Origin of the sequence: Ehrlichia japonica (assembly GCF_000632845.1) — a bacterium.
Classification (GTDB): domain Bacteria; phylum Pseudomonadota; class Alphaproteobacteria; order Rickettsiales; family Anaplasmataceae; genus Ehrlichia; species Ehrlichia japonica.
This window is the reverse complement of the sequence record NZ_CP007474.1, coordinates 783,331-797,429: the sequence shown is the minus strand read 5'-3', so window position 1 is coordinate 797,429 and position 14,099 is coordinate 783,331. Positions and strand designations below refer to the sequence as shown.

Here is a 14,099-nt window from a genome sequence, read left to right as displayed (position 1 = left end):
ACTTGTTTTACAAATATAGAGAACCTTTTATGAATCTGTGACAATTTATTTTTTATTTTCTATATCAAAGAAGTTTTACTATCATTTTTGTTGACATAGTTTTATATATGATTGGGGGATTATGATGCATTTGTCCTATATTTGATAGTAACTATTTTATAATTATGGTAGTTTTTGGGCTAACTGGTGGTGTAGGTTCTGGTAAAAGTTTAGTTGCGAGCTATTTTAGAACTTTTTTTAGGGCAGTGGTATTTGATGCCGATCAAGTTGTACATGATTTATATAGCCATGATAACAATGTTATTGAGCTTGTTAATACATATTTTCCAGACTCTGTCAGTAATGGGGTGATTAATAAGAGTAATTTAAGACATCACTTTTTTACTTATAGTCATTTGTGGATTGAATTTCAGTCAGTATTGCATTCAATGATTTTAAAAAAACAAAAAGACTTTATTATGTTTCATAATAGGCAATCAACTAGATATGTAGTGCTTGATGTTCCTCTATTAATAGAATCTAATTTTTATAGTTGTTGTAATTTTATTATTCATATCACAACAAATAGATTGTTACAAGTGCAAAGGGTACTACGTAGGGGGTTATCTGTAAAGCAATTTGAGTTAGTTATGACTATACAGTTGTCTGAAAATGATAGAAAAAAATTTGCAGATTTTACTATTAAAACTGGATTAAGTAAAAGTGATGTATTACTTCAAATTAAAAAGATAATGTTTGATATCAATAATAGAAGTGAATATCTAAATTACTGATAATATTCAATTGAGTGAGGTAAGTTATTAACAAAATTTTTTTCCATCATGTATTGTCTTGGTTTAGTTTGGACTTCTTATTCACAGGTATTTGGCTAAAAATGATGTATTTGTGAGTACTTAAAAGTTAGTTCGATTTGATATAGGATTCTATATATGAATATTAAAGTATCACGATCTAAATTACTGATAATATTCAATTTAGTGAGGTAAGTTATTAACAAAGTTTTTTTTCATCATGTATTGTCTTGGTTTAGTTTGGACTTCTTATTCACAGGTATTTGGCTAAAAATGATGTATTTGTGAGTACTCAAAAGTTAGTTCGATTTGATATAGGATTCTATATATGAATATTAAAGTATCACGATCTAAATTACTGATAATATTCAATTGAGTGAGGTAAGTTATTAACAAAGTTTTTTTTCATCATGTATTGTCTTGGTTTAGTTTGGACTTCTTATTCACAGGTATTTGGCTAAAAATGATGTATTTGTGAGTACTCAAAAGTTAGTTCGATTTGATATAGGATTCTATATATGAATATTAAAGTATCACGATCTAAATTACTGATAATATTCAATTTAGTGAGGTAAGTTATTAACAAAGTTTTTTTTCATCATGTATTGTCTTGGTTTAGTTTGGACTTCTTATTCACAGGTATTTGGCTAAAAATGATGTATTTGTGAGTACTCAAAAGTTAGTTCGATTTGATATAAGATTCTAGTATGAATATTAAAGTGTCAGGTTTACTGTAAAAACGAGCATAATTAAAACTATGGATAAAAAAAATGTATATTTGTGTACTTATTTGGTAGATTATTGATGGGTAAGTTAATTTAATGGAACAAAATTTTGGTTCACACATTGAACAAAAGTGAGCAGATTTTGTATTCTCAGAAGGAAGAGATTCATCGTGTAATGATGTTGCTGTTTTTGGGTCTAGAGGTAAGTTAAATTGATCTTTAATTTTAAGCTGATATCTTTTTTATTATTCAGTGAATTTTAGTTGATGACTTAATTTCATTGAATAAAATTTTGGTCCACACATTGAACAAACAGTGAGCAGATTTTGCATTCTCAGAAGTAAGAGATTCATCATGTAATGATTTTGCTGTTTTTGGGTCTAGAGATAAGTTAAATTGATCTTTAATTTTAAGCTGATATCTTTTTTATTATTCAGTGAATTTTAGTTGATGACTTAATTTCATTGAACAAAATTTTGGTCCACACATTGAACAAAAGTGAGCAGATTTTGCATTCTCAGAAGGAAGAGATTCATCATGTAATGATTTTGCTGTTTTTGGGTCTAGAGATAAGTTAAATTGATCTTTAATTTTAAGCTGATATCTTTTTTATTATTCAGTGAATTTTAGTTGATGACTTAATTTCATTGAATAAAATTTTGGTCCACACATTGAACAAAAGTGAGCAGATTTTGCATTCTCAGAAGTAAGAGATTCATCATGTAATGATTTTGCTGTTTTTGGGTCTAGAGATAAGTTAAATTGATCTTTAATTTTAAGCTGATATCTTTTTTATTATTCAGTGAATTTTAGTTGATGACTTAATTTCATTGAATAAAATTTTGGTCCACACATTGAACAAACAGTGAGCAGATTTTGCATTCTCAGAAGTAAGAGATTCATCATGTAATGATTTTGCTGTTTTTGGGTCTAGAGATAAGTTAAATTGATCTTTAATTTTAAGCTGATATCTTTTTTATTATTCAGTGAATTTTAGTTGATGACTTAATTTCATTGAACAAAATTTTGGTCCACACATTGAACAAAAGTGAGCAGATTTTGCATTCTCAGAAGGAAGAGATTCATCGTGCAATGATTTTGCTGTTTTTGGGTCTAGAGATAAGTTAAATTGATCATACCATTTAAAGTTAAACCTTGCATGACTTAATGCATAATCACGTATGTAAGCAGATGGATTACCTTTTGCTAAGTCTGCTGCGTGTGCTGCTATTTTATATGCAATGACTCCATCTTTTACGTCTTGGATATTAGGTAACCCTAAGTGTTCTTTTGGAGTGACATAGCATAACATAGAAGTACCATACCATCCTATGATTGCTGCACCGATTGCACTTGTTATATGATCATAACCTGGGGCAATGTCTGTAGTTAATGGTCCTAAAGTATAAAATGGAGCCTCTTTACAAAAGTGAACCTGTTTTTCTACATTTTCTTTTATTAAATGCATAGGAACATGTCCTGGACCTTCTACCATAACTTGACAATCATTTTTCTGTGCAATATCTGTAAGTTCTCCTAATGTTTTGAGTTCCAAAAACTGTGCAGTATCGTTTGCATCTGCTATAGAACCTGGTCTTAATCCGTCTCCTAAAGAAAAGGCAATGTCGTAGCTTTTCATAATATCACATATTTCTTCGAAATTTGTATAAAGAAAATTTTCCTTATTATGTATGGTGCACCATTGTGCCATAATAGCTCCACCTCTTGATACAATACCAGTAAGTCTGTTATTTGTGTAACCAATATAGTTTTTTAGTACTCCTGCGTGTATAGTAAAATAGTCAACTCCTTGTTCTGCTTGTTCTATCAATGTTTTTTTGAAAATGTTGAAATCTAGGTCTTCTACTACGGAATTTACCTTATTTAAAGCCTGATATATAGGTACTGTGCCTATTGGTACTGGACTGTTTCTAATAATCCATTCTCTGATATTGTGTATATTATTTCCTGTAGATAAATCCATAACTGTATCAGCACCATATATAATTGCATATATCATTTTTTGGATTTCTTCTTCAATATTTGAACTAACTACTGAATTGCCGATATTAGCGTTGATTTTTACTAAGAAGTTCTTGCCTATTATCATTGGTTCTAATTCTGGATGATTTATATTTGCAGGAATTATTGCTCTTCCAGCTGCTATTTCTTGTCGTACAAATTCTGGAGTGATTTCTGGAGCCATAATAGTTGGTTTATAGGAAAGAATCTTTTGCCTTAATGCGTTCTCTCGTATTGCTACATATTCCATTTCTGGAGTAATGATATTATTTTTAGCATAAAACATCTGAGTCACGGGTTTATTACTACTTGCTTTTAGAACATTATTGCTTTGTAATGGAAATACGTATTCAGAATTGAAGTTTATTGTTTGTCTTTTATAATACTCTACATCTTGTCTATCTACAATCCAATTAAGCCTTAGCTTTTCAATACCCTGACTTATGTCAATTTCAATTTTTTGATCAGTATGTGATCCACCAGTATCGTATACTAAAATTGATTCAGTGTTATCATTAACATGAATTCTACGCATTCCAACTTTAATGTTATTATAGATTGTACCTGATATGTATTCTTTAGTTGAAGAAGGAAAAATGGTATTAATGTCTATTTTCATATTTACCAGAAGATATTATATCAAATGCATAGTATATGTTATTTTAATATGATGTCTATATTTGTAAAAATTTAAACTTTATACAAACTTAACTAGGTTATGTATGTTACCAACGTTTTTATATGTTAAATCTTTTTATTTTTACTCTTTAATAATATGTAAAATGCTCCTTTTCCACCATGTGAATGAATAGCTTCTGTATAGTATAATATTATGTGTGCTATTTGTTCATTTTGTAACCACTTGCTAAAATTACTTTTTATGCTGTTACTATTATATTTATCAGTACTTCCCCATCCTGTAATAATTAATAAGCACTTGTTTGCTAAATTATAATTTTTAATTATGAAATTCATTAATGTGTTATAAGCAACATCTAAGGTATATCCATGAAGATCAAGAATAGAATCTATATGGTACTTTCCTTGATCAACTTTTTTCTTAGTATTATTGTTTAATTTAAGACCGCTACTAATATCATGTGTACTGTTTGTTTTAGATTGTATTGGTAGCATATAATAATCGATGTGCTCGTTATTTAACGAGATATTATGGCTATTATTGGTTTTTCTGCTTTTTTTATACGGAACCTTATTATTATAAATTGGGATAGTCATTAAAGTAATAGAATCCCATAGTGATGTGTCATCACATGATAAATGACCTGATGTTCTATTTTTTATTTTTTTAAACATACAACAACTAGTTCCTGCCCTTATACAAAACTAGGAATTCAGAAAATCAAGCATAATAGACATGTATGTAAGAACGCAAACAATAGTTTTTAAGTATTTGTATTGTTAGTGTTTCTATTTTCTGGAGTAGAAAAAAAGTTATCTCTACCTAGGAGGTTGGTACCTTGATTATTTGAATTATTTCCTAGCTCGTTAAAATTACTAGTTATTGCACTTTGCTGAAATATATCAACATTGTTTTTCGCTTTGTTAGCAACGTATGGTTCATCTGAGTTGATAAATTTCTCCATATATTTCCGACATCTTTGTACTGATAAATTAAATAAAGAAGATACATCTAGCTGTTTTGCTGCTATTTCTTTTAATGCAATAACAGTATTTTTACCATTCTTATGCTTTATTACTGGGCATGCTCCTGAATTTAGGTCATGAGCTCTCTGACTTGCTAGTATTACTAATTTAAACTTATTATTAGTACGACCCATACATTCTTCAACTGTAAGACGTGCCATTAACAAACCAACATGAGTGAAAACCTTATTCTAACATATATAGAGGATTATGCAATAGAGGAATCTTTAAATATATGTTTATTCATTTCCTTTTTGCACTATTACAAGATTAATAGATTCTAAAGAGTTCTCCGTGGTATTGTCTTTGTTGATGGATTTAATCTCTGAGTTATTGACAGTAATTGTTATACTCACTTCACATTTCAAGCGTAGCAGAAATATAAGTAAACGCTCTAACGAAAATCCTGCTGTCTTACCATTACTAATCTGAGATATTTTTGGCTGATCTACTCCAAGTATTTTTGCAGTAGTTACCTGGTTCCAGTAATTTTTGTGTGTTATATCTTTTATTAATTTCAATATCTTATACTTAATGCCGTAATCGTTTTGGTTACTTATTGTTGTCATAATTTTATACCGTAATCTAGAAAGATAAAGATAATCTTTATAAATTAATTTATATATTAAAAATATTATATTAAATCATTTTATAATTTATTAATATAGAATATTTATTTATAATTCTTCATTTATATTACTCAATTATATACATATATAATTAATATTTTAATGATTTTTGTAGTAAAAACAAAATGATTTTCTGTTAAATGTCCTCATTTTAATCTCACACTTCAATATTTAGATTCATAAATCAATTCGTATGTTAGAGATGTTATATTAAATTACTTTAATAATTTATTGATAGTGAAGTATATAATTTGCAAACTTTGATTTTTTAGTTAATTTGTATAGACATAAGATTTACATTTTAGTAATTTTAATACTAAAGTAAAGTAATTATTATAAATTTTTTTGTCAGTGCGTGCATATTTGTGTTGCTTGAATTATCTAGTAGGATACTATACAACAACTAAACTAGAATGGTTTTAATGAAGTTTTTGTTAATGGTATACCATGCGTTATGATTTCAAAAAAGTAGAACAAGATGTACAAAGAAAGTGGAATTTTTGTACTAATGTCAAAGAAGCTCAGTGCTATGTTTTAGAAATGTTTCCTTACCCTTCTGGCAACATACATATGGGCCACTTGAGAAACTACACTATAGGTGATGTAATTGCAAGATATAAACGTGCTTGTGGTGTTAATGTTTTTCATCCAATAGGATGGGATGCTTTTGGATTGCCAGCAGAAAATGCTGCATTATCTTATAGTATAGATCCACATACTTGGACTGAGAACAATATTGATAATATGAGACGTCAGTTAAAGTCTATAGGATTATCATATAATTGGGATAAAGAATTGGCTACTTGTGATGCGAATTATTATAAGCATGAACAAGCATTTTTTCTTGATTTTTTAAAATGTGGTTTAGTTTATCGTAAAGAATCGTTGGTTAATTGGGATCCTGTAGATCAAACTGTACTTGCTAATGAACAAGTTATAGATGGGAGGGGATGGCGGTCTGGAGCTATAGTGGAAAAAAGAAAATTATTCCAATGGTTCCTACGGATTACTGATTTTGCAGAAGAATTATTAGATGATTTAAAAACTTTAGATCAGTGGCCGGAGAAAGTAAAGTTAATGCAGGAGCGATGGATTGGAAAATCTCAAGGTGTAGTAATAGATTTTGAAGTTTTAAATATTAACAAGACGTTACAGATTTTTACTACGTGTCCTCATACATTATTTGGAGCGTCATTCATTGCAGTATCCTTTGATCATCCTATTTTACAATATGTTAATGATTCAAAAATTGTTCAACTAATAAATGATTTTGACAGAAAAAATGTAGTGAGCGATGTATCTAGTCCAATAGAAAAATTTGGAATAAATTCTGGATTAGTTGTAAAACATCCTTTATTGAATATAAATTTGCCAATTTATGTTGTGAATTTTGTCCTCATGGATTATGCAACAGGTGCAATTTTTGGTTGTCCAGCCCATGATCAGCGTGATTTTGAGTTTGCAAAGAAATATTCTTTGCCAATAAAACAGGTAATTTTTCCTGAAGTTGATGTGAACTTAGAAAAAGAGGCTTATATTGGCTCAGGTATTATGAAGAATTCTGAGTTCTTAGATAATATGACTGTGGATAAAGCAAAAGAGGCTATAATTGATAAGCTTATGTTATTAGGAATAGGCAGAAAGATGACCTATTATAGGATGCATGACTGGGGAATATCTAGGCAACGTTATTGGGGATGTCCTATACCTATAATATATTGTGAGAGATGTGGTACAGTTCCTGTAAATAAAAAAGATCTTCCAGTGACTTTGCCTAAGGATGTTGATTTTACAAAATCTGGAAATCCTTTAGATAATCATCCTACTTGGAAATATGCAAAATGTCCATCTTGTGGTATGGATGCTGAACGTGAAACCGATACTTTTGATACTTTTTTTGAATCTTCGTGGTATTTTGCAGCATTTTGTGGGATTGATAGCGGAATAGATAGAGATACGTGTAACATGTTGTTACCAGTCAATTATTATGTGGGTGGTATAGAACATGCAGTATTACATTTATTGTATTCTAGATTTTTCTGTAGGGCATTAACTAAGTGTGGATATTTTAATATCAAAGAACCATTTTCTCATCTAATAACACAAGGTATGGTTTGTCATTCTACTTATTCAGATGAGCAAGGTAACTACTTATTTCCTGAGGAAGCAAAAAAGATGATGAAAAAAGGTCAACATGTTACTGTTGGTAGAGCTGAGAAAATGAGTAAATCAAAAAAGAATGTGGTAAATCTTGAATATATTATTGATAAATATGGAGCAGATACAGCAAGACTGTTTATATTATCTGATACTCCACCTGAGCGTGATATAGAATGGTTGGATGATGGTATAGAAGGAGCAGGTAGATATCTTAGTAAGTTATGGAAGATGATAATTTCTTATGATCAACTTAACTTGGATTTTAGTGAGAAAAGTATACCAGAAGATGCTTTTGAATATAGGAGATGTATACATAAAATTTTAAATGATATTACAAGTGATTTGAACTTTTATCGTTTAAATTGTGCTGTGGCTAAGTTTAGAGAATTGAGCAATGTTATTGGTGAAATGATAAAAACTTCAGTAAATTGTTATGTAGTTAGTGAGGCAATATATATTTTGATTAGAGTAATAGAACCGTTTATTCCACATATAGCTGAGAAATTATGGGAAAATATAGGAGGTAAAGGTATGTTGTGGAATCAGATGTGGCCTAAAATAGATTCAGAATTACTGATTGAAAAAAATCTTACTATTGCTGTACAAGTTAATGGTAAATTTGTTAAAGCGTTAACAGTTACTAATAACATTGATGATAGTCAACTTAAAGCTATGGCTTTGGAAACAGCTGAAAATAGAATAGGTAACAATGTCGTAGAAAACATATATGTTATCCCCAAACGGGTAATAAATATTATTACTGTAAAGCTAAAGTAACAAATGTTATAATCTACCTTATAGTTAGTCTATGCTTATATTATATAGCTTTCGTTTTGATACTGATGAATCTTTTTGTGTTAATTTTTTCAATGCAGTGTTTTATTGGTAAGTACAGGTAATGCTTGCATGTACTTAAGCTTTGTTAAGGTATTTATGTAAAAGCGTTGTATTTTTCATGAGATATGAATTTTTATGTATTTGTGGTTAAATTTGTGTTGATGACTACAAACATGCTTGTTAGATTATGTTTTATTGTAGGTTTGAAGAGTATATGATTGTAGATTCACATTGTCATTTGAATTATTTTAATCCAGATGAGATAAAAGATATAGTACTGCGTGCAGAGGGAAATAATGTAAAATTGATGCAGACTGTATGTACTACTATATCTGAATTTTCTGATTTAGTAAAAATTGCAGAAGACTATAAGCAAGTTTATCTTTCAGTTGGTGTACATCCTACTAATAGTGCAGATGGAGAATCTATTTCAGTAGGTGAGTTGGTAAATTTAGCTCAACATAATAAGGTTATTGGATTAGGTGAAACTGGTTTGGACTTTTATAAATGTGGTAAAGTAGAAGAGCAAGAACAGAATTTCTTATCTCATATTAGCGCATCTAGGGAAACAGGATTGCCTGTTATAATTCACTCAAGAAGTGCAGATAAACGAATGATGGAAATTTTAGAATTAGAAATGAAAGAAAGTCCGTTTTTAGGGCTTATGCATTGTTTTGCATCTTCAAGGGAATTGGCAGTCAAGGCAATAGAGTTAGGGTTATATATATCTTTTTCGGGAATAGTGACTTTTAAAAATGCAAAAATTGTTCAAGAAGTAGCAGAATTTGTTCCTAAGGATCGTGTTTTAGTAGAAACAGATTCTCCATTTTTATCTCCTGAACCTTATCGTGGACAAAGAAATGAGCCGGCTAAAACAAAATTTGTTGTAGAGTATTTAGCTAGGTTATGGAATGAAAGTGTTGAAGAAATTAGTAATTTAACTACAAATAATTTTTTTAAGCTATTTAAGAAATGCTCTGAGCATTTTCATTCATAATAAATTGTTTATGTATTCATATAATCGAACTATTATAATAGTATAGTTATTATATTTTAGTAATTTAAGTAGTTGTCTAATTGTAAAATGTGCATTTTTTTCAAGATGTGTAAACTATAGTAAATGTGAAAAATATAAAAATGATTTAGGTTTTTATTTCTTTATATTACGTATGGAATGAGATACTAGTAAAGTAGATGTAATGTTTATTCACATTAATGAGATTGTATAAATAGTTAATGTTGATATAATTTGGATGTTTTGTAATAGTGCTTATATATTGTAACCCAGTTATTTGTGTATTAGATGTTCATGGTATTAACCATGCATTACAATTAACAAAAATGCTTTGTGGAGAAATATCAACGGTAAAGTTAGAATTAGAATTTTTTACAGCTGGAATAAGATAACGGTAAAGTAGGTGTAATATTTATTCACATTAATGAGATTGTATTAAATAGTTAATGTTGATATAATTTGGATGTTTTGTAAGGATGTTTATGTATTGTAATCCAATTATTTGTGCATTAGATACTCATGATATTAATCATGCATTACGGTTAACAAAAATGCTTTGTGGAAAAATATCAATGGTAAAGTTAGGATTAGAATTTTTTACAGCGTATGGGTTATCTGGTGTGCAAGCAATAGCTGATTGTGGTATGTCAGTATTTCTTGATTTGAAATTACATGATATCCCTAATACAGTCAGTAAGGCTATATCAGTAATTAAATCTTTAAATATTGCTATGCTGCTTACTATTCATGTTAGTGGTGGTAGAGAAATGATAGTGAGAGCTATGGATAGCGTATCTGGTAGTAAAATAAAGTTGGTAGGTGTAACTGTATTAACAAGTATTGATGATTCTGATTTAAGTGACATTGGTATTAATAGATCATCTATTCAACAAGTAATGCTTTTATCTAAATTAGCTAGAGAAGTTGGATTATATGGTATAGTATGTTCTGCATTTGAGGCGAAAGAAGTGCGTAATCAGTATACCAAGGAAGATTTAAAACTTATAATTCCAGGTATAAGATTTGGTGTTGATTATAATGACCAAAAAAGAGTAAAAAAGCCTGAAGATGCAATGTTAGCTGGTGCAGATTATTTGGTAATTGGACGTCCAATTACTATGAGTAGAGATCCTGTACAGGCAGTTGATACAATTTTAGCATCAATTGATATATAAAAATATGTATAGAATTAGGGGGCTGATAATGTTTCTAACTCATCGGGTGTTTTTTTGTGTAAGTCATGAGTCATTGGGAATTAGATATAATAACTTGCATCTATAAATATATGAGAGATTAGCTTTTAGGTAATAAGTTAGTGCAGATAATATTGATTTCTTAGGTAATGCACATAAGGTAGCATTTTAGCTATATAATATATTATTAGTGTTATATTGTTACTGCTTTTTGTTAATAAATCGAGGGTTATCTATTATACATGTTAGAAGTGTAATAATAGTTGTTATTATAGGCTGATAAACTATATATTATTTGAAACTTGTTTTATGGTTGTGGAAGAAAAGTACTATGAAAGTATTATTGACTAATGATGATGGGTTCCATGCAAATGGTATTAGAGTTCTGAAGGAGATAGTGATAGCAGCAGGTATTGCGTCAGAAATATGGGTAGTTGCACCATTGAGTAATTGTAGTGGCTGTGGCAAGTCAATAGGCTTAAGGGCTGCAACTGAGGTATATCAAGTAAGTGATACTGAATTTATTGTTAACAGTACTCCATCTACTAGTGTTTTTCTTGGATTAAAAGAGATTGTTGGTACAAAACCGGATTTGATTTTGTCTGGGATAAATAGTGGGATTAATATAGGTAGTGATATAGCATATTCTGGTACTATAGGAGCAGCAGCAGAAGGAGCTATGATGAATATTCCATCAATTGCAGTAAGTCAGGAATATAATGGTGAAAGTGGTGAAATAAATTGGGAGAATCCACGGAAATTCTTAAAAGATATTATAGATATGTTGTTAGGTGTCTCATTTTGGGATAAGTCTACTGTCATGAACATTAACTTTCCTTTGGTATCAGCAAAGGGCATTAAATTTACAAATCAGGGAAAATATATACCATGTAATAAAATAGAAAAGAAAAAAAATATTTCTGGTAGTATATCTTATACAATAAATAGAGCTACTCCTGATAAAAAGAATAGAGGTGACTTTGATGACAGTATTAAAGCTATAGATGATGGATATATTACAATTACACCATTAAAATTTGATATGACAGATTTTGATATTCTAGAATCTTTAATTTCACTTAACAAAGGCTGTAAAATATGATTTTTTTGATTTTTGCTTATACTGTAAGTTTTAGTTTGTTACTTGGGTTGAGCTGTTTTGTTATTTTTAGTTATAGTAAAAGTAAGAAAATTCTAGAAAATATTGATCGGAAAAATGAAAAGAAAACATAAAAGATTACTTTTTACTGTCATAACATTTATTATGTTTGGTATGTCGGTTGTTATTGTATTGAATAAGCTGCGAAATAATATATCATTTTTTTTTACTCCCACTGAAATTTTATCAAGGACTGTATGTACTAATTGTACTATTAGAATAGGAGGTATGGTAATAAATGGTAGTGTAGAGAAATACGATAGTTTTATTTCTTTTTGTATAACAGACTTAGAAAATCAGATTAAAGTACTATATCAAGGAATATTACCTCCTTTGTTTTCAGAAGGTAGTTGGATAGTAGCAAAAGGAAAAATAGTAAACGATGAATTTGTTGCGGATGAAATTTTAGCTAAACACGATGAAAATTATAAACCTGGTAAGTATAAAACAAAATAAATTGTGAAAGTGCTCTGAAGTCAAATATATGACAGTATTAATAAATTTGGTGATGTATAAACATTGTTACATAGTTTTTGATTATTTGATGTGAAAGTAAGTAATTTCTAAGAATTTTACAGGAGCTTATTTACAAATATTTGCAGAAAACTATTTGTTTGGTTATTGTCCTATTATGCAATATTTAGTTATATTGTAATTCTATTCATTCTTTATTTCCTTCCATGGAGAAAGAAAATCAAATGATCTAAAATCTTGCTGTAGATTTACAGCTTCATAAGCTACTTCCTTTTTTGATATGTCATACCGTACTTCTTTATAGCCAGTTAGAGGAAAGTCTTTTAGCATTGGATGTCCAGAAAAACCATAATCTGTTAAAATTCTGCGTAAATCTGGGTTATTAGCAAATATTATGCCATACATATCAAATACTTCTCGTTCAAACCATCCTGCAGCACTAAAAATATTGGTAATAGATGGAATATTCTCATTTTCTTGTAATGGTACTTTACAAGATATTCTTATGTTGTTTATTATACTCAGTAATGAATAGACTACTTCAAATCTAGCTGACCTACTTGGATAATCTATTGCAAAAATATCAATTAAGATATGAAATTTACATTTTGTGTCATTGCGTAAAAATAAAATGTGATTGTAGATGTCCTGTGCATTTGAGTATAACTCCAGCGTTATATTGTCTTTTACAATGCACTTTACATTTATAGATGTGTTGATATGTGTAGTAATGTTATCTATCACATTATTGATATCTGACATCATGTACCTCTTTAATTGTGTGTTTTTTTACTATACATTATTTTCCTAAATTAAGGTACTACATTGATATTATATATATTGAATTTAAAGTGTGAAATGTTATAGGATGTATACTAAAAATAGTAATACGATTTTGTATTAATGAGGATAGGTTTTATTATTTTAGTATAGTAATTGTAGGGTTATGAGCTTCTCTTGCAATATTGGTTGTTGTTATGTTGCATGTAATGATAGTACCTATTACTAAAAGTAATTGCTATGGCTTGATTGAGGATATGAAACCAAAGTAGAATTTTATAGAGGATAGGTTTTATTATTTTAGTGTAGTAATTGTAGGGGTATAAGCTTCTCTTGCAATATTGGTTGTTGTTATGTTGCATGTAATGATAGTACCTATTACTAAAAGTAATTGCTATGGCTTGATTGAGGATATGAAACCAAAGTAGAATTTTATAGAGGATAGGTTTTATTATTTTAGTGTAGTAATTGTAGGGTTATAAGCTTCTCTTGCAATATTAGTTGTTGTTATGTTGTATGTAATGATAGTACCTATTACTAAAAGTAATTGCTATGGCTTGATTGATGTGATGATATGAAATCAAAGTAGAATTTTATAGTAGTTTAATAGGGAATTAGCTGATTTTTATATGCGGAAAATTGTATAAAA

The 14,099-nt window shown here is 29.2% G+C and carries 14 protein-coding genes and 1 pseudogene; 7 read left to right on the top strand and 8 right to left on the bottom strand.

Annotated elements, in window-relative coordinates:
- Positions 1-164 precede the first annotated feature (164 nt).
- A complete protein-coding gene (gene coaE / locus EHF_RS03170) occupies positions 165-773 on the top strand; it encodes a dephospho-CoA kinase (RefSeq protein WP_044195140.1) in 609 nt (202 codons plus the stop codon).
- 697 nt (positions 774-1,470) lie between these two features.
- On the opposite strand, the gene EHF_RS04920 is transcribed toward coaE, so the two are convergent.
- From EHF_RS04920 to EHF_RS03150, 7 genes and pseudogenes are all read right to left on the bottom strand, one after another.
- A complete protein-coding gene (locus tag EHF_RS04920) occupies positions 1,471-1,740 on the bottom strand; it encodes a hypothetical protein (RefSeq protein WP_156928279.1) in 270 nt (89 codons plus the stop codon).
- 205 nt (positions 1,741-1,945) lie between these two features.
- Positions 1,946-2,104 (bottom strand): annotated as a pseudogene (locus EHF_RS04590) (phosphomethylpyrimidine synthase ThiC); the annotation flags it as partial.
- Positions 2,105-2,128: 24 nt separating this feature from the next.
- Positions 2,129-2,290, bottom strand: a complete 162-nt coding sequence (locus EHF_RS04755; protein WP_269493481.1) for a phosphomethylpyrimidine synthase ThiC — start codon at positions 2,288-2,290, stop codon at positions 2,129-2,131.
- A 205-nt stretch (positions 2,291-2,495) separates the two neighbouring features.
- Positions 2,496-4,157, bottom strand: coding sequence for a phosphomethylpyrimidine synthase ThiC (gene thiC, locus EHF_RS03165; protein WP_044195137.1), 1,662 nt, complete (start codon positions 4,155-4,157; stop codon positions 2,496-2,498).
- Positions 4,158-4,282: 125 nt separating this feature from the next.
- Complete coding sequence (locus EHF_RS03160) at positions 4,283-4,852, bottom strand: Smr/MutS family protein (RefSeq protein ID WP_052349278.1); 570 nt, start codon at positions 4,850-4,852, stop codon at positions 4,283-4,285.
- Positions 4,853-4,941: 89 nt separating this feature from the next.
- Positions 4,942-5,364, bottom strand: coding sequence for a DNA-directed RNA polymerase subunit omega (gene rpoZ, locus EHF_RS03155; RefSeq protein WP_044195133.1), 423 nt, complete (start codon positions 5,362-5,364; stop codon positions 4,942-4,944).
- 78 nt (positions 5,365-5,442) lie between these two features.
- Positions 5,443-5,772 (bottom strand): helix-turn-helix domain-containing protein, encoded by a 330-nt coding sequence (locus EHF_RS03150; RefSeq protein WP_044195130.1) that lies wholly within the window; start codon positions 5,770-5,772, stop codon positions 5,443-5,445.
- A gap of 507 nt (positions 5,773-6,279) precedes the next feature.
- On the opposite strand from EHF_RS03150, the gene leuS reads away from it, so the two are divergent.
- The 6 genes from leuS (at position 6,280) to ccmE (ending at position 12,652) form a co-directional block, all read left to right on the top strand.
- Positions 6,280-8,769 carry a leucine--tRNA ligase gene (leuS, locus tag EHF_RS03145; RefSeq protein ID WP_044195127.1) on the top strand — a complete coding sequence of 830 codons (2,490 nt, stop codon included), beginning with the start codon at positions 6,280-6,282 and terminating at the stop codon, positions 8,767-8,769.
- A 274-nt stretch (positions 8,770-9,043) separates the two neighbouring features.
- Positions 9,044-9,826 carry a TatD family hydrolase gene (locus EHF_RS03140; protein ID WP_044195125.1) on the top strand — a complete coding sequence of 261 codons (783 nt, stop codon included), beginning with the start codon at positions 9,044-9,046 and terminating at the stop codon, positions 9,824-9,826.
- Positions 9,827-10,095: 269 nt separating this feature from the next.
- Entirely contained in the window at positions 10,096-10,236 is a 141-nt protein-coding gene (locus EHF_RS04750; RefSeq protein ID WP_232228931.1) for a hypothetical protein, read from the top strand.
- Between the two features lie 90 nt (positions 10,237-10,326).
- The gene (gene pyrF, locus EHF_RS03135) at positions 10,327-11,019 is read left to right on the top strand and encodes an orotidine-5'-phosphate decarboxylase (RefSeq protein WP_044195895.1); all 693 of its coding nucleotides are present in this window, start codon (positions 10,327-10,329) and stop codon (positions 11,017-11,019) included.
- A 349-nt stretch (positions 11,020-11,368) separates the two neighbouring features.
- On the top strand, positions 11,369-12,139 hold the full coding sequence (gene surE, locus EHF_RS03130; protein ID WP_044195122.1) for a 5'/3'-nucleotidase SurE: 771 nt from the start codon (positions 11,369-11,371) through the stop codon (positions 12,137-12,139).
- 114 nt (positions 12,140-12,253) lie between these two features.
- Positions 12,254-12,652, top strand: a complete 399-nt coding sequence (gene ccmE, locus EHF_RS03125) for a cytochrome c maturation protein CcmE (protein WP_044195119.1) — start codon at positions 12,254-12,256, stop codon at positions 12,650-12,652.
- 201 nt (positions 12,653-12,853) lie between these two features.
- Here ccmE and EHF_RS03120 read toward each other — a convergent pair whose 3' ends face one another.
- On the bottom strand, positions 12,854-13,432 hold the full coding sequence (locus tag EHF_RS03120) for an NADH-quinone oxidoreductase subunit C (RefSeq protein ID WP_044195117.1): 579 nt from the start codon (positions 13,430-13,432) through the stop codon (positions 12,854-12,856).
- Positions 13,433-14,099: the final 667 nt, after the last annotated feature.

Coding starts and splice junctions, on each gene's coding strand:
- coaE (WP_044195140.1), top strand. CDS start 165: ATGGTAGTTTTTGGGCTAACTGGTGGTGTAGGTTCTGGTAAAAGTTTA.
- thiC (WP_044195137.1), bottom strand. CDS start 4,157: ATGAAAATAGACATTAATACCATTTTTCCTTCTTCAACTAAAGAATAC.
- EHF_RS03160 (WP_052349278.1), bottom strand. CDS start 4,852: ATGTTTAAAAAAATAAAAAATAGAACATCAGGTCATTTATCATGTGAT.
- rpoZ (WP_044195133.1), bottom strand. CDS start 5,364: ATGGCACGTCTTACAGTTGAAGAATGTATGGGTCGTACTAATAATAAG.
- EHF_RS03150 (WP_044195130.1), bottom strand. CDS start 5,772: ATGACAACAATAAGTAACCAAAACGATTACGGCATTAAGTATAAGATA.
- leuS (WP_044195127.1), top strand. CDS start 6,280: ATGCGTTATGATTTCAAAAAAGTAGAACAAGATGTACAAAGAAAGTGG.
- EHF_RS03140 (WP_044195125.1), top strand. CDS start 9,044: ATGATTGTAGATTCACATTGTCATTTGAATTATTTTAATCCAGATGAG.
- pyrF (WP_044195895.1), top strand. CDS start 10,327: ATGTATTGTAATCCAATTATTTGTGCATTAGATACTCATGATATTAAT.
- surE (WP_044195122.1), top strand. CDS start 11,369: ATGAAAGTATTATTGACTAATGATGATGGGTTCCATGCAAATGGTATT.
- ccmE (WP_044195119.1), top strand. CDS start 12,254: ATGAAAAGAAAACATAAAAGATTACTTTTTACTGTCATAACATTTATT.
- EHF_RS03120 (WP_044195117.1), bottom strand. CDS start 13,432: ATGTCAGATATCAATAATGTGATAGATAACATTACTACACATATCAAC.